This is a genomic window from Desulfuromonas svalbardensis (assembly GCF_055389415.1).
In genome coordinates this window covers 1,600,682-1,616,826 of sequence record NZ_AP042416.1, presented here as the reverse complement: position 1 = coordinate 1,616,826, position 16,145 = coordinate 1,600,682, and the positions used below count along the sequence as shown (strand labels likewise).

Here is a 16,145-nt window from a genome sequence, read left to right as displayed (position 1 = left end):
CTCTACTCGTAGTAGCGGTTACTATTGAACAGGTCCTCGCTCACCGTAATGCCAGCAAGTTCTAATTTGTCGGCAAACTGCGGTCGAATCCCCGTTGATTTAAAGCACCCTCTTACTGCACCATTTTGGTCAACTCCCTGTTTTTCAAAAACAAACAAGTCTTGCAACGTAATGACTGAACCCTCCATCCCAACCACTTCACTGATAGAGGTAACCTTTCTTGTTCCGTCACTTAAACGTGAAATTTGTATGATCATATCAAGTGCTGAAGCAACCATAAAACGCAATGCGCCCTCGGGCAGTCGAATGCCTGTCATCAAAACCATGGACTCAAGCCGCGTCAAAGAATCACGTGGCGTATTCGCATGAATGGTTGTCAAAGAGCCTTCATGCCCTGTATTCATCGCTTGCAGCATGTCAAACGCTTCGGCACCACGAACCTCACCAATGATGATTCGATCTGGCCGCATGCGTAAACTATTTCGCACCAAATCACGTGGCGTAATCTCTCCTGTCCCTTCAATACTTGTCGGACGAGTCTCAAGCCGCACCACGTGATCTTGCTGCAACTGCAGCTCGGCTGAATCCTCAATGGTAATAATCCGTTCGTTATCAGGGATATAAGCGGAAAGGATGTTGAGAAAAGTGGTTTTACCCGATCCCGTTCCACCAGAGATCATGACATTAAGCTTACACTTGACGCAGCCAGCTAAAAAATTAGCTAATTGAGCGGGTAATGATTTGTAATCAATCAAATCATTCATTTGTAGCGGGTTTACCGCAAATCGCCGAATAGACAGGCTCGGCCCATCGATCGCCAGAGGTGGGATAATGGCATTAACACGCGAGCCATCAGGCAGTCGAGCATCAACCATTGGCATTGATTCGTCAATGCGACGTCCCACCTTCGAAACAATACGATCGATAATGTTCATAAGGTGAGCATCGTCAATAAATCGTGCATTCGTTTTTTCAATTAACCCGTGACGTTCAACATAAATATTTTTGTAACTGTTGCATAAAATATCTGAAACCTCAGGATCTTTTAAAAAAGGCTCAAGGGGGCCAAAACCAACGAGTTCATCGACAATTTCAACGACAAGATCTTTTCGTTCCTGTTCATTGACAAAAACTTTCTCCTGCTGAAGATAGTGCTCAAGGATTTGTGCAATTTCACTACGGATATCATCCTCATCCATCTGATCCAGCATGGAAAGGTTGGCTTCCTCAACCAATTGTGTGTGCAATTTTTGTTTAATTTCATAATAATGGTTATCCTTTGTTGTCGGCTTAGCCCTCACAACATCAGAATTTGTTTTATTTTGGGACAAAATATCGCGAAGTGCCATGCTAACCTCCTAAGGACAGAATAAAAACTAGATCGCCTTTCCAAACGTACCGCGGACACCTCGATAATTACCGGCAGACTGTGGATCTTTCAGCTTTTCTACAAAATGTAGAATATTGCTGGAAAACGGGGCATGAGGATGGAGCAAAAGTAAAGGAACACCCTGATTAATCGAAGATACAATGTCATCAAAATCATTGGGAAATAACCAAAAAACTTTCTGCTTTACTGTTTTCTCAACATCGGCAACAGAAAGAACTCCCCCGCGAATGTAACGATTAACAACAACCTCAATTTTATCGGCGTCGATGCCAACTTTACGGATCAACTGAATTAGCCTTGCAGTATTGCGGACGGCTAATACAGAGAGTTCAGTAACGACAATTACTTTTTCTGACGCTTTAAATGCCTCGACAGTGCATTCATCAATAAACATTGACGTACAATCGATGATTGTCTGGTCGTAAATCTTTTTTGAAAGCTTAATAATCTGTTCCACATGGTGAGCACTTACGCTTTGGTAATCTTCCTGATCCAGAGGCGCAGCAAGAAAATCAAACCCAGAGGGTGCTTTAGACATGGCACCGCGCAACAAGGCCACGTCGAGGCGGTGAAAGTTTTGACAAATATCTATGATTGTTGTTTCAGGTACGACATCGATCATCACCGAAGCGTCGCCAGACTGAATACTCATGTCAAAAAAATCGACATCACTTTTCTTATCCGCTGCCATTGCAACAGCGGTATTTACCGCAATGACTGTTGAGCCCAGCCCCCCTTTACTGCCAATAAAACTATAGACTAAACCATTAGCAACTTTATCAACCACATTAGTCAGCCGAATACGTACATCTTCGATCGCTTTATTCAGCGTTTGTTTATCAACTGGAACCATCAAGTATTCAGCAATACCTGACTTCATCATTTCGACAATTCGCTGTGGTGAAGCATCGGTAGAGACAAGAAAAACAATCCGTTCAGGAACCTCAGCGCAAAGAGTTTTCAAAACATTGAACATTGAATTTTCTCCATTATCATCAATGATCACAATATCTGGCTTCACTTTCGTAACCAGCTTCGCAACAGGGACGACCTGAACCGCGTCAAGGCGCTGAATCAGTAACAACAATCTTTGCAACAGATCGTTGTTACTGATTTCTAGTGCGATGTTGATAGTTCTGATCATAGGTGAACTCCACTTTCATTAAAACTTCTTCGCGAGGATAAATAAATCAAAAGGGCACGATATCAAAACTACTCAACAAGGTTCGGAATGGCGCCAATAGTCCCTCCACTGCCACCACCACCACGTAACGCCTTATAATTACAATCGATAACAGCATCGATCGAGTTTTCCGGTGGTCCATTAATTTGAGTCACAATAATATCAGCTTGGCCAATTATAAGGAGTTCTCCTGTTGGATTTTCACATGGGACCCCATCAGCATAAACAGGAACCGTTGCCACCCACACATCATTACGATCAAATCCTTGGTCAGTGAACGGGGCCTTGTCGGGGAAATTGTATTCTTCGTCATCATCCCGTTCTTTCCAAAAATCGAACAAAGCCTCAATAGGGGCGGGATTGTTGACATCGCTATTAAACAGACTGGCAATGGTTCCACCTTGAAAATTAAATATGGTTTCACCCGAAGTAACATGCGGCGAATCATAACCAGCAGGAACTTTTTTTATGTTTGGAAAATTCTCCTCTAACCAAGACAACCCATCGGGGTGGGCAACAATCATACCGATAATCATGGCATCAAGATCGTTGGAATTGATTTTATCCTCATCAAAGATATGCCAGCCAGCACAACTATCCTTCGTATCGCCAAACGTAATTGGTTCCTTACAGTTATCGGGGAACTGATTCTCTGACAAGCCAACCGGTAATTTCAGCACGCCTGGGTCCATCTCAGCTGGCCCCGTCAACGCAGCAACAGCATCGGCCATAACTGCAACCGAATCCTCACCAAACACTCGAGCAAAAAATGTTGATATTTTTCCATTAACGTCATCAGTCAGACCAACAGTAACCCGAACAGCATCGGGATCAGCTGTATTGCTGGTAAAACGCGGTGATGCCCCAGGATCAGCATTCCATGAACCAATTTCTATATCAGAAACAGCTATCGCAATGGACAAACCTGCCGCGCGGTTGTTTTGGCCCACGGCTATTGCGATGTCCTCAATCAACATATGGTCGGTGTCATGATTATACGACCCGTTGTTCATATAGATTTCACCAAGCTTGCCTGCTGCGGCAAGAGCCGAGGCATCACTAATATTTTGCAGTTCGTTCCGAGTCGTTGCAACATAGCCAATATCAATAGCTAATGCAGCAAAGCCAATCAACACTGTCATCAGGATTGCAACGAGAACCAATGTTGCGCCACGTGAATTGAGCAGTACAAAATGTCGTAGATGTCGATACCTCATGATTTCAACTCTCCTCACTTTCAACTACTCCATCTTCATACGAGTCACAGCCGTTAATGTGACTGGCCCTAGCCCAAAGTTTGACAGAACTAAAAAGGAAAACGGATAGGTAACAGTGACCTCTAAATCGTCACCAAAGGATGTCCCATTACGATCAACAACGGTAGTTAGAAGTGCAGAATCACCAAAAGTCACGAGGTGTTGTTGACAATAATGTTCGACAACATCAATCACATCTGACTCTGGTAAACGTGGCACCCGAGACACAACCGCGGCACGGGCCCCCTCCCTGCTGGCATTCGTTAGCACATGCTGGTCAAACAGAAGCACACCAAATTCGATAATCCCAAAAACAATCGAAAGCAGTACAACAACAATAATTGCAAATTCTACCATCGTCGTTCCCTGCTCATTTTGAGCTGGGTTTCTTGTCGCCATGCTTGCCCCCCTTCGGAACCACCAGTTCACAAACAATTTTCGAAGACTATTCAACAACAATCATCATCATCTTCATCACCGTCACTGCACTTAGCTGCATTCTGGTACCAAAACCAAGCAACGATGGGAGCATAAAATCATAATCATAATTGACAGTTACCATCAAATCATCATTAAGTGCGCCCCCTTCGCCAGCAACAGACGTTGTCACATCGTTGGGACTACTAAAGCTGATTAAGCGATCGCGACAATAGTCATCGACAATATCGGAGATATTGCCAACTCGAGCTATTCCAGCACGGGCACCTTCGCGACTGGCGTTGGTCAGCACCTGTTTATTGTAGAAGAGCAAGCCAAATTCAATTATGCCGACGAGCAACAGCAACAACAACGGCAACACAATGGCAAACTCGACAAGGGCGGCACCACGATTGTTTTTCACTGGATTTATTTTCACCATATCGGCCTCCCATACTCAGCCATACTCAGCCATACTCAGCCATACTCAGCCATACTCAGCCATACTCAGCCATACTCAGCCATACTCAGCCATACTCAGCCATACTCAGCCATACTCAGCCATACTCAGCCATACTCAGCCATACTCAGCCAAACTCAGCCATACTCAGCCATACTCATGTTTGCCACAATAATCTTATTGTGGGAGTCAGCAAAACTAATCGCCACCAACCCCAAGCTGGAAAACATCGATTTTAGCTGGCTTTTCAGCAAATGTTTCATTGTGAACGGCCATCACTTCTTCGGCGGTAATGCCACCTAAAGTATCAGGCACTTTGTCAACATAGCGATAATCAGGATTGGCCACCTGCTGATCCCAAGTGATCTGACTGGCTTCGCCAAACTCCTGATCAAGATAATACGCTTCTTCAACCGAGGCGCAGCCGCCAAGAACAATGATTATCGCTATAGTAAGCAGAAAAGCTCTCATGATTGATCTCCTCCGTTATTGGCCTGAAACCGGTTGATGCCCAAATGTACCTTCCAATCCACCCTGAGATTGAACCGGTATGGCGCGGGCCTCAAAACTATGCGCCGACACAGCAGATACGTCATCAGGTCTGCGTTCCCCCTCCAGGCGCCCTTCCAGATAGAATTCAAAGGCATTGGGAGGCTGGAAAAATTCACCCGGATAACGGACAGAACCTTCTTTCACTGGCTTCACCAGATGTGGGGTAACGGTGATCAACAGATCGGTTTTATCCTGTTGATAGTTACTGCTTCTAAACAGAGCACCCAGAACTGGAATATCGCCCAAGCCAGGGACCTTTCTAACGGTCTCTCTCAAATTGTCTTCAAGTAAACCAGCCAAAGCCAAAGTCTGCCCATCATAGAGCTGGACAGTCGTTTCAAGTTTGCGTGTTGACAGACTCGGGATAAAAAACTCTTGCCCCCCCCCAGCACCTATCTTGACGGCCGAGTCAGCAGTTGTCCGGGTTACGCTAGGTGAAACGCGCAGGCTGATTTTGCCATCACTGAGAACCACCGGTGTAAAAATAAGCCCAACACCAAATTCGCGAAACTCAATGGTGATATCTCCGTCACCCTGCGGAACCGGAATCGGGAATTCACCACCAGCCAAAAAACTTGCTTCCTGGCCGCTCATGGTCACCAAGCGAGGTTCCGACAACAAACGGGCCAAGCCCTCGGTTTCCAAAAACTCCAATGCCGTGGTAATATTGTCAAATTTTGCAAAAACATTATTGTTGATACCAGCGAAATTACCCAACAACGATCCGGGGTTATGCGCCGCATTACCAATAATGCCATTACCAATAACATCCCCGCCCACCTTAAAAGCACTACCAAAAATGTCAGTGCCCACATTTGCGACACCGATAGTTCCTAAAAAATGATTGCCGATATCATTAAGTCCCAGCGCCACCTGCAAATCCCGGATGGAGTTACGGTTGACTTCGGCAAACTTCACTTCCAGCATCACCTGCTGCATCCCTTCAACCTGCAGCAGATTGGTCACCGCGTGTCCTGAGCGACCTGTCCCTTGTTTGCCACCATCGCCCTCAGCTTTTTTAGGCATGTAAGTTTGTGTCAGACGCAACACCTGTTCTACAATCTCCGGCCCTGAAACAGTTCCAGCTAACACAACACCTGTTTCTGAACCGTAAACTTCAATTCTCTGTTCAGGGTACAATTCATATATTTTTTGCTTTAACGCCGTCAAATCAAGAGAGACAACAACATCCAGCAAGGTCTTACCTTTACCCTCGGCCCACAGGATGACACTTGTGTAACCCACTTTTTTTCCGTAAACATACAGTTCGTGCGGTGAAAGAACGACCACATCGGCAACAGTTGGATCGGCTATAGACACACGCTTGAACGGATGCGATGTCTTGATCAGATCAGACCCCCCGAGCTTTAGTTCTCGTGTCGTTCGCTCCATTTCTGCGGCCAAGACCGTGCTGCAACAGATAAGTGTTATGGCAAACACCGATAGACCGATGCCAAATCGTAATATACAGTTTCGTCTCATCATGCTCCCCCTCCTGATTAAATTCTCTGTTCCGAATTGACGTGTTGAAATTCAATTTTCTGCACTGGTTGTGATCCTCTGATCACCTCCACATCATGAGATGAAAGTGGCGGTACGCGAACCCTTGATCTGAGCACAGGGACAGGGACAGGGACAGGGACAGGGACAGGGACAGAAGATTTTACTTGTGCCACCTTTTTAATTTCTGGCTTTACGTCATCCAACGGGTTACGTAAAATTAAATGGATCTCCCCTTCGTTGGTTTCTAACGCCAGTTTTTCTGCCTGTTTTGGCTCTAACTCTAAGGTGACGGTACGCACGATCTTAGCTTTACCTTCTTCGGTATACGTCTCTTGAGCAATGGCAAGAACCTCAATTTTTTCAAGGATTGTTTTTACTTTTCGTTGCTGCTGCCCTGACACTTTTTTTACAGAAATAACATCAACAAACGTATTGGGCAGAATAAAACCACCAACTCCGATCACCTCATCAACTTTGATTGACATGGCGCGTTTTCCTGGCTTAATCACCGCGACAAGACCAACACCAGACCCTGGTGCTGCTAACGCGGAGGACACAATAGGCATCCCAGCAACCATCTTATTGACGATGATTCTCCCTTCGACATCCGCTATCGCTGGGTACGAACCCACGGGTGTATTGCCCTTTGGCCAATCGACTAAAGTAAGGTTTTCTGACGACAGCAACGTACCCATATCAAGAGGTTGATTGGCGGTCACAACTGTAGACATGGGTACTTCTGCGTTCTGAACTACCAGCTTTTCAGAACCGTTATTTTCCAGCCAACGATTGGCCATAACGACGGCTCCAAGACCCAAAAGCACGGCAACGCTAAATGCGATGAGAGTGCTATATTTTTTCATGCCTAACCTCCTTGGTGTGGGTTGCTCTTTCGCAATATACTCACGGATATGGCGAGTAACTAACTCTGATTACCGGATTTCAATTCACATTTTTTCACTAATTAGCACTGCTCTTTCGCTCTAGCCAAAAGATCATCTCTGCCACGAAGGCGGGAGCCCAGAAATCTGTGTAAAATTTCTAGATCTCCGCTTTAGCGAGGAGGATGGGTAAAAAGTACAGATCAAGAGAGGAAGATTGACACCAATTAGTTTATTTTTAGATCAGTGGCCCCCATTGGACGAAGGCAAAAAAACCAAAGCCAATCGCTGCAGCATAGGGAAAGCGTAACCGCTCACCTTGACGATCTGGAATAAATAACCTGAAATTCCAGGTGTAAACAAAGGTGCGCAATGTCGTGAAGAAACTGCGACATTTATTGATAAAATTATCCGCCATAGCGTAATGTAAAATCGCCATGGCACCGCCAACCAAGGCGATATAAAGGAATACTTGAAAAACACTTGCGGGGCCAAGCAAAGCACCAAGAGCGGCCAACGCCTTGACATCGCCAGCTCCCATCCCGCCCATCAGGTAGGGAATAATAAGGAGCAACAAACCCGTAATCAGCCCCAGTAGAGAGGTGATAAAACCCGCGAATCCCGCCAGGTACAGGTTGTAACTTGTACCAGCGAGGATTAACCCGAGATTAGCAATATTCGTTATTTTGGCGTGAAACGTGTCGGTAATACAAATATTGAGGATGAAAAGAGAGGCAAGGAGAACAGTCACACTGTTTGCGCCTTCTACTACAGCAAAGTACACAGAGCATGCAACGGCAGCCCCACCTGTAATAAATCGAACACTATTTTTCGAAATGCTCACGCTCACCACCTTGCCTCTTTAATTGATACAGCTCATACTAAATCGTCCCTCAGCCAAACATAACTTACTGAAATCAAAAACAATGACACCGTTCCTGAGTTAGCTTGGTAGCAACTATTGATGAAAGATTAACCTGCAGATCCCCCTAATTTGGTGGAGGCTTTATCAAAGATAGCGTCAACCGAAACGCCCATGGCAGCTGCGCCAAGCATTGCCACAATGGCAATCAGGGCAACCATCAAGCCATACTCGACCATTGTCGCGCCCTCTTCATCTTGCAAAAATGCAACCATTAATTTAGTTATTTTTTTCATCACAACTCTCCTCTTGGGTGTGTCGTACACACCTGAAAATGACTCTAGTTAGCGATAACAGCGACCTGACCAGTCATCATTAAAGACTAGCCTCCAACGGAATCTATTGTGGTGGAGGCATCGGAAAAGAGCGTATTAACTGAAACGCCCATGGCCCTTGCGCCAAGCATTGCCACAATGGCAATTAAGGCAACCATCAAGCCATACTCGACCATTGTTGCGCCCTCTTCGTCCTGCAAAAATCCAACCATTAATTTAGTTAGTTGTTTCATCACGACCCTCCTGATCGGTGTGTCATACACACCTAAAATAGATTCCAATTATCGATAACAACGACCTGAGAAGTCATCATTAAGGACTAACCTCCAACGGAATCTATTACTGTGACGAGCTGTTTAAATGCAGCATTAATTTGATCTCTAAGTAGCTCAACACTAGCAATCGCCACTACAGAGATCAGCGCAACCATGAGTCCGTGATCAACGGGGTTACACCCTTCTCCTCCAAGAGTGATGCATGCAATTTTTTTAGGATTCTTCACTGAGTACCTCCTTTCCTGACATCACTCGCTGCCCACTGTTAATAAAATCATATCTTTCAATTACTGACTGTCAAGCTAGGGAAAAAATTATTTCCATTCTCTAATCTTCGTATAGCCGGTTATCATTAAAAGAAGAAAACAACCATATCTTCCATTCTTAGAGTTTTTTGTCGGAAGGTGACTAAATGAAAAACACTGTTATAGTTCTAAAGTAGGGTTAATATTTGGAATAGTTACAAGACATAGACTTTAGTTGTTCAGAAAGGGCTATTCGTTACGTTATGAATCACTTGACAACTCTCGCTATCAAAAATATTTATCTTCAATTCATGGAAGCAGTGCGTTCACAGCTATTACTCATTGGAATAATCACCCTATACGCATTAACGAGTGTCGCTGTTGCCGACCGATTTAACGTTGCGGCGCAAACGGCTACCACCCTCTACACTCGTGAACTGGGGATACTGAGCGCATGCTTTATATTTTGTTATTTTTGTAGCCACGCTCTCTTTATAACGTTATGGATCAGACCAAACAGACTTTTCAAATATTATTTTAATGACTTACGTGACAACATCTTTATCAGCAAAAGAATTTTTACAGCGGCTCCCATGTTACTTTTTTTCCCGCTATTTTTTTCCGCATTTACATCATTTAAAAATATTCTGCCTGTTATAAATCCATATTCATGGGATCACTCACTCGCAGAACTCGATGCGCTAATCCATGGCGGTATAATGCCGTGGCAATTGCTGCATGCAATCGTTGGCAAACCAATTATCACCAGCGGCATCAATTTTTTCTATCAGTTATGGTTCTTTGTGATGTACGGGATGCTCTTCTGGCAGGCTTTTAGCTTGCGGACACCATTATTGAGGATGCGTTTTTTATTGAGTTTTATCGGGATATGGATACTATTCGGCACTATCGGTGCTATCGGCTTATCTTCTGCTGGGCCATGTTATTACGGACGGATCACTGGACTTTATGACCCCTTTCAATCATTACTAGAATACCTTCGCAATACAAACGAAATCTATCCGATCCTCGCTGTAGATGTACAAGAAATGCTTTGGGAGAACTACACAAATAAGTCAATTGTCCTTGGCAGTGGAATTACTGCAATGCCGAGTATGCATGTTGCCACTTCAACCTTATTTGCACTGTTAGGATGGTGTATCAATCGAGCATTAGGGATACTGCTTACAATTTTTTTGGTGATTATCATGATCGGTTCTGTCCATCTTGGTTGGCACTATGCCATCGATGGTTATGTTGCCATCATCGGAACGTGGCTGATGTGGTTAGGCACAGGATGGATGTTGAACCGATATCCGAAATTAATTGGGTAATCACTCGTTGTAACCGAGAGTTAAGAGATGTCGATATTTCGACTGTTTATGCCGTCCCACCTCCCAGAATGCTAACAGGCTGTGCATTTAACATGATGCGCAGCCTGTTGAGTATGAAACGAATTGTAGCAAAATCAGCGTTACAAACTATTTATCCACAAAGTGCTGGATTTTCGTGAAATAAAGATTTGCAGCGCGTTCTAACTTGTCTCCAGTCAATGGTGTAGCTTCACCTTCATACTGATCAATCGAAGCGACAATATCTAAAATATCCTTCGGAATACACGCTTGAAGGATCTTAGAACCCATGGCAAGGCATAAGTGTCTCAATGAAGCAGCACAGTTTGGTTGACACAACAACTCGCGCTGTTCTACTAATTTATAAAAAATCTGATCGAAAATTTCATCACTGACTGGGGCTACATAGATTTTATTTTTGATTCTGCGTAAAAAGGCATCATCAACAAGACTTCGAGGATCCACATTTGTTGCGAATAAGATGTTCATCTCAAAAGGAACTTGGAGCTTCGCACCATACTTTAAGGTCAAAAAATCAATTTTACGTTCCAAAGGTACAATCCAGCGATTAAGTAATACCTGCGGTGACATGGTCTGGCGTCCAAAATCATCGATCACTAAAATCCCGTTATTTGCCTTCATTTGCACTGGTGCAGCATAGACATTTGCGCCCTCATCTGCGTGTAATTCCAACATTTGTGTTGACAACTCCCCACCACAGACGACAAACGGTCGGCGACAAACTACCCAACGAGGATCACCTGCATATTCAACATCATCCACCTTCTTATGCACAGCGGCATCATAAACAATAATAATTTGGCCATCAAATTCCAATGCATAAGGGATCAATACAGTATCATGGTAAACATTCATAACCTGGCTGGCAACGAAGGTCTTCCCATTCCCGCTCGGACCATAAAGGAAAATAGGGTCTTGTGTCATCAAGGCGGGCCCCAGTTGATCAAGAAAATCATCAGTGACCACTGCATCCGCCAGCGACTCCTTCAACAGCCTACGATTAAGCCTAAGGTCTGGAATCTGTTCAGTCACCATCTGAGTATAACTCGAAACGGATACGGGGATCGGACCCGAATAATGACAGGTATCATAAAGTTTTGCGGCATAATTTCGACCTGGGCCAGAAAGGGCAATCTGGTAATCGTGACCAACCATTCCAGTCACTTCAAACATATTCCTCTCACGTAAGCGTTGAAATAATGCCTGAGTTAAAGAGAATGAAAGCTTCAATGCTTTACCTACATCCGTAAGACTTGAAGAACCTCGACTATACAGATAGCGCAATAAAATACTTTCTACCAAAGGTAATGAAACATCAAGTTCAGCAATACTCTTTGGACCGCCATCAACACGATTAAAGATTCGATTACCCGCTGTGTGTACGCTCATCAATCCCTCCCATTGCAATGAGAACAACTAAATTCTCTTTTTATTGATTGGAAACTTACATCCACAAAAAATGCTATTTCACTTAATTCATTTTAAGTGTAACAGCATATTTTTGTGCAACAAGTGGACGTTGCAATGAAATGGTCATGACAAAGATATTTTCAAAGAATTTTACAACACAACTTAAAGGATAAGCCGAGAGGGAACTTAAGAGTCGGAAACATGATAAACAATGTGTATTTGGAATTTGTTTGGACATAAAAAAAGGGGTGCCCAGTGGACACCCCTTTAATTCTAAAAATAAATTTTAGATATTTTCTATGCGATACCTGCTACTTTTTCGAGCATTGCAGTGGTAACAGACTTAGGACGCTCAATAGCGTAACCCAAAGCACGGTCCCATGTAACGTTAGGTAAGCAACCTAAAGCACGACCTACACCGAAAAGAACAGTGTAGAACTCATACTCTGTTAGGCCATAGAACCACTGAATAACACCAGACTGTGCGTCAACGTTAGGCCAAGGGTTCTTAGCTTTACCTTGCTCAAGCAATACGTCAGGAGCAACTTCATAGATCATGCTAACAAGTTGGAACAGAGGATAGTCTTTCAAGCCCTCTGTAGCGAGGCAGAACTCACGCTGTGAAGTATAACGTGGGTCAGTCTTACGCAATACTGCGTGACCATAACCAGGGATAACTTGACCACTGTTAAGTGTTGCCCAAAGAGCTTCTTTTAGACCTTCAGCAGTTGGAACTTTACCACCTAGTTGCTTCATGAAGTTTTGAGTCCAACGAAGAACTTCTTCGTTAGCCAAACCGTGAAGAGGACCAGCTAAGCCGTTGATACCAGCTGAGTAGGAGTAGAAGATGTCAGAAAGTGCAGAAGCAACCAAGTGAGTGGTATGTGCAGAAACGTTACCAGACTCATGGTCAGAGTGAAGGATGAAGTACATACGTGCAACATCTTTGTACTCTTCGCATTGACCGATCATGTGAGCGAAGTTACCACCCATGTCTAACTCAGGATCAGGAGCAATATGAACATCTGCTTTGTACTTCATACGATAGATATAAGCTGCCAAAGGAGCAAGCTTAGCCATCAAGAAGCTACAATCATCAAGCATGTCTTCCCAACAAGTCATCTTGTTGAATTTGCCCGCTGCATAGTTGTTTGAGAATACAGAATCGCGCTGCATTGCCAAGATACCAGTAGAGAACATTACCATTGGATGGGAGTCACGTGGCAACGCACGGACAACATCAATAACATACTGAGGAAGAGCTGAAAGAGACTTCCACTCCTCAACAATCTCAAGTGTTTGCTCCATTGAAGGAACATCACCAGTCATTAACAAGAACCAGAATGATTCAACATAAGGATACTCACTACCTGGAACTTTAGGTAGTGCAGCAAATGTCTCAGGAATAGTCATGCCACGGAAACGGATACCTTCGAGAGGATCAAGATAAGAGATATCTGTAACAAGACTTTTGATACCACGTCCACCACCGATGCATTGTGCAATAGTAACTTCACCTAAAGACACATCACCAAACTCTTTTACCAGCTTGGTTGTACGAGGACGATGAGCATCAATCTTCTGCTTCATTACTTGCTTTAATGTTGACATTTTTTCTCTCTCCTTATAAATGGAAATGAAAATGGGGTGATCTACATGACCACCAACCAACTACAATAACTTCAGATGAGTAAGTCCCCCGACCACTCATCATGAAGAAAAAACCAATTTCAAAAAATAGGTACGTGTTCTAAATTCGGACACCTTTTTTTACCAACATAAGTTTTAACAAACTCACGGTAGAGCGTCAAGGCATTTTTGTATACAGTATTTTTACGGCCATGTCTCTTTTGGCATTCACAGGGGAAGGACGTCCATGATACATTGCCTAAATTATGAGCAATTCAAAACTTAAAATTGGTTCTCTTATCCTTGAGAATAATGTTGTACTCGCTCCAATGGCTGGGATTACGAACTCCCCTTTTCGCCAAATCTGTAAGCAATCGGGAGCTGGACTTGTCTACTCTGAAATGATCAGCGCGAATGGACTTATTCGTGACGGTCAACGAACAGTTGAACTTCTGCAACGCTCACAAGCTGAAACCCCTTTTGGCGTTCAACTCTTTGGTGATGACCCAGTTGTTCTTGCTGAAGCGGCTAAAATTATTTCTGAATATGGAGAGATCCTTGACCTAAACATGGGCTGCCCTGTCAAGAAAGTAGTGCGTTCGGGTGCGGGCAGTGCGCTAATGCAAAAACCTCGGCATGCTGGTGACGTGATCAGCGCGATGCGCAAAGCGTCAACTCTACCAATGACTGTTAAATTTCGTTCGGGTTGGGACACTGCAACCATCAATTTCATTGAAATTGGTAAAATTGCAGAGCAATGTGGTGCTGATGCCCTTATTCTACACCCACGCACTCGCTGCCAAGGTTTTGGTGGCCAAGCAAACTGGAACCACATTGCTGAACTGAAACAGTCTGTCAATATTCCAGTTATTGGCAGTGGGGACATTATGACCCCTGAAGATGGACTTAGAATGATACAACAAACAGGCTGTGATGGTATCATGATTGGCCGTGGCTGCTATGGCAACCCATGGCTTATTGAGAACATTTTGCGCCTTCAAAGTGGTGAAGAACTTCGTGAAATTTCACCTCAGCAGCGACTAGTGACAATCATGCGTCACCTTAAACTTTATCAACAATCATTTGGCGACCGTCGCGCTGCAGCTGAGATGCGCAAGCACTTATGTTGGTACTCTCGTGGGCTGAATGGAGCGGGGGAATTTCGTTTTCGGGTAAACCAAATTGACCAAATCAATGAGCTTGAAGAGGTCATCCATTCTTTCTTCACTGGTCTGGAGTAATATCATTATCGACTCACATTTAGATCAAGAGAAGCTATCGACCCACGTTCTTAATAGTACCAATGAAGCCATCATTGCCATCGACAGTTCACACCGCATCGTCCTCATCAACCCTGCGGCGCAAATCCTCACTGGATTATCCACTCGCCAAGCTTCTCACTGCGACGTTCGAAAGCTCTTTAAAGATCAAGATGACATCATCTATCTGATCAATACCGCAATGACTGAGGGTCGATCAATCTCTGATCGAGAAACAATCCAGCTACGAAGACCAAATGCCTTACCGCTATCGGTCAGCGTAAACGCCTCGCCTCTTTATACGGATGCAGGAGTACAAAACGGCATCATCTTAACATTACATGATGTATCCAACCTCAGGCAACTGGAACAGGACATTCAACGGGCACAACACTTAGAGATGCTCAAGACCCTAGCTGCTGCACTTGCCCATGAAATAAAAAACCCACTCGGCGGAATTCGTGGAGCAGCACAACTACTATCTATGGAACTAGACCAACATCAGGATTTGCTTGAATACACCCATGTAATGATCAAGGAAACAGATCGTATCAATGGTATCATTGAGGAGTTAATGAATCTCACCTCGCCACGACCTAAAGTAACTAGCGAGGTCAACCTAACCAAGATAATCAATGACATTGTTCTACTTCAGGCGCAGACAGAACAAGGGAAAAAGATTCAATTTAATCTGCAACTCGACCCAAGTATACCGCCTATCAAAGGCGATCAAACAATGCTCACGCGGTTATTTCTAAATTTAATCAAGAACGCGACAGAAGCGATCACCAGCAATGGAACCATTACAGTATCGACACGAATTGACAGCGAACATCACTTAACCCGTCCTGGCCAAACACCCGTACCATTTGTTGTTGTTAAAATAATTGACAATGGCCCGGGCATTAGCGCCAACATTGTACAGAAAATTTTCACACCGTTTTATACAACAAAAAACAACGGTAGCGGCCTTGGCCTAGCGATCAGCCAAAAGATTGTCACCGACCACGATGGGCTATTACGAATTGACAGTGCACAGAAACAGGGCACGTGTTGTAGCGTCTACCTACCGTTCATCTCAACCATTATCCCCAATATTGATCTGGAGTTATAAA

The 16,145-nt window shown here is 44.1% G+C and carries 17 protein-coding genes; 3 read left to right on the top strand and 14 right to left on the bottom strand.

Annotated elements, in window-relative coordinates:
- Window positions 1–2: 2 nt before the first annotated feature.
- From ACZ5KY_RS07305 to ACZ5KY_RS07250, 12 genes are all read right to left on the bottom strand, one after another.
- The gene (locus ACZ5KY_RS07305) at window positions 3–1,349 is read right to left on the bottom strand and encodes a CpaF family protein (protein WP_464243234.1); all 1,347 of its coding nucleotides are present in this window, start codon (window positions 1,347–1,349) and stop codon (window positions 3–5) included.
- 27 nt (window positions 1,350–1,376) lie between these two features.
- The gene (locus ACZ5KY_RS07300; RefSeq protein WP_464243233.1) at window positions 1,377–2,534 is read right to left on the bottom strand and encodes an AAA family ATPase; all 1,158 of its coding nucleotides are present in this window, start codon (window positions 2,532–2,534) and stop codon (window positions 1,377–1,379) included.
- 68 nt (window positions 2,535–2,602) lie between these two features.
- The gene (locus tag ACZ5KY_RS07295) at window positions 2,603–3,790 is read right to left on the bottom strand and encodes a pilus assembly protein TadG-related protein (RefSeq protein ID WP_464243232.1); all 1,188 of its coding nucleotides are present in this window, start codon (window positions 3,788–3,790) and stop codon (window positions 2,603–2,605) included.
- A gap of 24 nt (window positions 3,791–3,814) precedes the next feature.
- Entirely contained in the window at window positions 3,815–4,228 is a 414-nt protein-coding gene (locus tag ACZ5KY_RS07290) for a TadE/TadG family type IV pilus assembly protein (RefSeq protein WP_464243231.1), read from the bottom strand.
- 46 nt (window positions 4,229–4,274) lie between these two features.
- Window positions 4,275–4,688: a TadE/TadG family type IV pilus assembly protein gene (locus ACZ5KY_RS07285; protein ID WP_464243230.1), complete on the bottom strand. Its 414-nt coding sequence runs from the start codon at window positions 4,686–4,688 to the stop codon at window positions 4,275–4,277.
- Between the two features lie 216 nt (window positions 4,689–4,904).
- A complete protein-coding gene (locus ACZ5KY_RS07280) occupies window positions 4,905–5,177 on the bottom strand; it encodes a hypothetical protein (RefSeq protein ID WP_464243229.1) in 273 nt (90 codons plus the stop codon).
- Window positions 5,178–5,192: 15 nt separating this feature from the next.
- Entirely contained in the window at window positions 5,193–6,662 is a 1,470-nt protein-coding gene (locus ACZ5KY_RS07275; protein WP_464243228.1) for a type II and III secretion system protein family protein, read from the bottom strand.
- Between the two features lie 95 nt (window positions 6,663–6,757).
- Window positions 6,758–7,624 (bottom strand): Flp pilus assembly protein CpaB, encoded by an 867-nt coding sequence (gene cpaB, locus ACZ5KY_RS07270; RefSeq protein WP_464243227.1) that lies wholly within the window; start codon window positions 7,622–7,624, stop codon window positions 6,758–6,760.
- A 256-nt stretch (window positions 7,625–7,880) separates the two neighbouring features.
- Window positions 7,881–8,486, bottom strand: a complete 606-nt coding sequence (locus ACZ5KY_RS07265) for a prepilin peptidase (protein ID WP_464243226.1) — start codon at window positions 8,484–8,486, stop codon at window positions 7,881–7,883.
- 128 nt (window positions 8,487–8,614) lie between these two features.
- Window positions 8,615–8,800, bottom strand: a complete 186-nt coding sequence (locus tag ACZ5KY_RS07260; protein ID WP_464243225.1) for a Flp family type IVb pilin — start codon at window positions 8,798–8,800, stop codon at window positions 8,615–8,617.
- 86 nt (window positions 8,801–8,886) lie between these two features.
- Window positions 8,887–9,072 (bottom strand): Flp family type IVb pilin, encoded by a 186-nt coding sequence (locus tag ACZ5KY_RS07255; protein WP_464243224.1) that lies wholly within the window; start codon window positions 9,070–9,072, stop codon window positions 8,887–8,889.
- Between the two features lie 86 nt (window positions 9,073–9,158).
- The gene (locus tag ACZ5KY_RS07250; protein ID WP_464243223.1) at window positions 9,159–9,341 is read right to left on the bottom strand and encodes a Flp family type IVb pilin; all 183 of its coding nucleotides are present in this window, start codon (window positions 9,339–9,341) and stop codon (window positions 9,159–9,161) included.
- 281 nt (window positions 9,342–9,622) lie between these two features.
- Here ACZ5KY_RS07250 and ACZ5KY_RS07245 point away from each other — a divergent pair, with 281 nt between their 5' ends.
- Window positions 9,623–10,693 (top strand): phosphatase PAP2 family protein, encoded by a 1,071-nt coding sequence (locus tag ACZ5KY_RS07245; protein ID WP_464243222.1) that lies wholly within the window; start codon window positions 9,623–9,625, stop codon window positions 10,691–10,693.
- 147 nt (window positions 10,694–10,840) lie between these two features.
- Here the strand turns inward: ACZ5KY_RS07245 and ACZ5KY_RS07240 are convergent, their stop codons facing one another.
- On the bottom strand, window positions 10,841–12,121 hold the full coding sequence (locus tag ACZ5KY_RS07240; RefSeq protein ID WP_464243221.1) for an AAA family ATPase: 1,281 nt from the start codon (window positions 12,119–12,121) through the stop codon (window positions 10,841–10,843).
- Window positions 12,122–12,439: 318 nt separating this feature from the next.
- Window positions 12,440–13,753, bottom strand: a complete 1,314-nt coding sequence (locus ACZ5KY_RS07235) for a citrate (Si)-synthase (protein ID WP_464243220.1) — start codon at window positions 13,751–13,753, stop codon at window positions 12,440–12,442.
- 284 nt (window positions 13,754–14,037) lie between these two features.
- Between ACZ5KY_RS07235 and dusB the strand changes: the two genes are divergently transcribed.
- Together dusB and ACZ5KY_RS07225 are read left to right on the top strand one after the other, a co-directional pair.
- Window positions 14,038–15,012, top strand: coding sequence for a tRNA dihydrouridine synthase DusB (gene dusB, locus ACZ5KY_RS07230; protein WP_464243219.1), 975 nt, complete (start codon window positions 14,038–14,040; stop codon window positions 15,010–15,012).
- Complete coding sequence (locus ACZ5KY_RS07225) at window positions 14,954–16,144, top strand: two-component system sensor histidine kinase NtrB (protein WP_464243218.1); 1,191 nt, start codon at window positions 14,954–14,956, stop codon at window positions 16,142–16,144. Before dusB ends, ACZ5KY_RS07225 begins: the two co-directional genes overlap by 59 nt.
- The last annotated feature ends 1 nt before the right edge of the window (window position 16,145 follow it).

Bases quoted from the DNA above. Each gene is read 5' to 3' on its own strand.
- ACZ5KY_RS07305 (WP_464243234.1), bottom strand. From the start codon at position 1,349: ATGGCACTTCGCGATATTTTGTCCCAAAATAAAACAAATTCTGATGTT.
- ACZ5KY_RS07290 (WP_464243231.1), bottom strand. From the start codon at position 4,228: ATGGCGACAAGAAACCCAGCTCAAAATGAGCAGGGAACGACGATGGTA.
- ACZ5KY_RS07235 (WP_464243220.1), bottom strand. From the start codon at position 13,753: ATGTCAACATTAAAGCAAGTAATGAAGCAGAAGATTGATGCTCATCGT.
- ACZ5KY_RS07245 (WP_464243222.1), top strand. From the start codon at position 9,623: ATGAATCACTTGACAACTCTCGCTATCAAAAATATTTATCTTCAATTC.
- dusB (WP_464243219.1), top strand. From the start codon at position 14,038: ATGAGCAATTCAAAACTTAAAATTGGTTCTCTTATCCTTGAGAATAAT.
- ACZ5KY_RS07255 (WP_464243224.1), bottom strand. From the start codon at position 9,072: ATGAAACAACTAACTAAATTAATGGTTGGATTTTTGCAGGACGAAGAG.
- ACZ5KY_RS07280 (WP_464243229.1), bottom strand. From the start codon at position 5,177: ATGAGAGCTTTTCTGCTTACTATAGCGATAATCATTGTTCTTGGCGGC.
- ACZ5KY_RS07300 (WP_464243233.1), bottom strand. From the start codon at position 2,534: ATGATCAGAACTATCAACATCGCACTAGAAATCAGTAACAACGATCTG.
- ACZ5KY_RS07285 (WP_464243230.1), bottom strand. From the start codon at position 4,688: ATGGTGAAAATAAATCCAGTGAAAAACAATCGTGGTGCCGCCCTTGTC.
- ACZ5KY_RS07260 (WP_464243225.1), bottom strand. From the start codon at position 8,800: ATGAAAAAAATAACTAAATTAATGGTTGCATTTTTGCAAGATGAAGAG.
- ACZ5KY_RS07240 (WP_464243221.1), bottom strand. From the start codon at position 12,121: ATGAGCGTACACACAGCGGGTAATCGAATCTTTAATCGTGTTGATGGC.
- ACZ5KY_RS07295 (WP_464243232.1), bottom strand. From the start codon at position 3,790: ATGAGGTATCGACATCTACGACATTTTGTACTGCTCAATTCACGTGGC.
- cpaB (WP_464243227.1), bottom strand. From the start codon at position 7,624: ATGAAAAAATATAGCACTCTCATCGCATTTAGCGTTGCCGTGCTTTTG.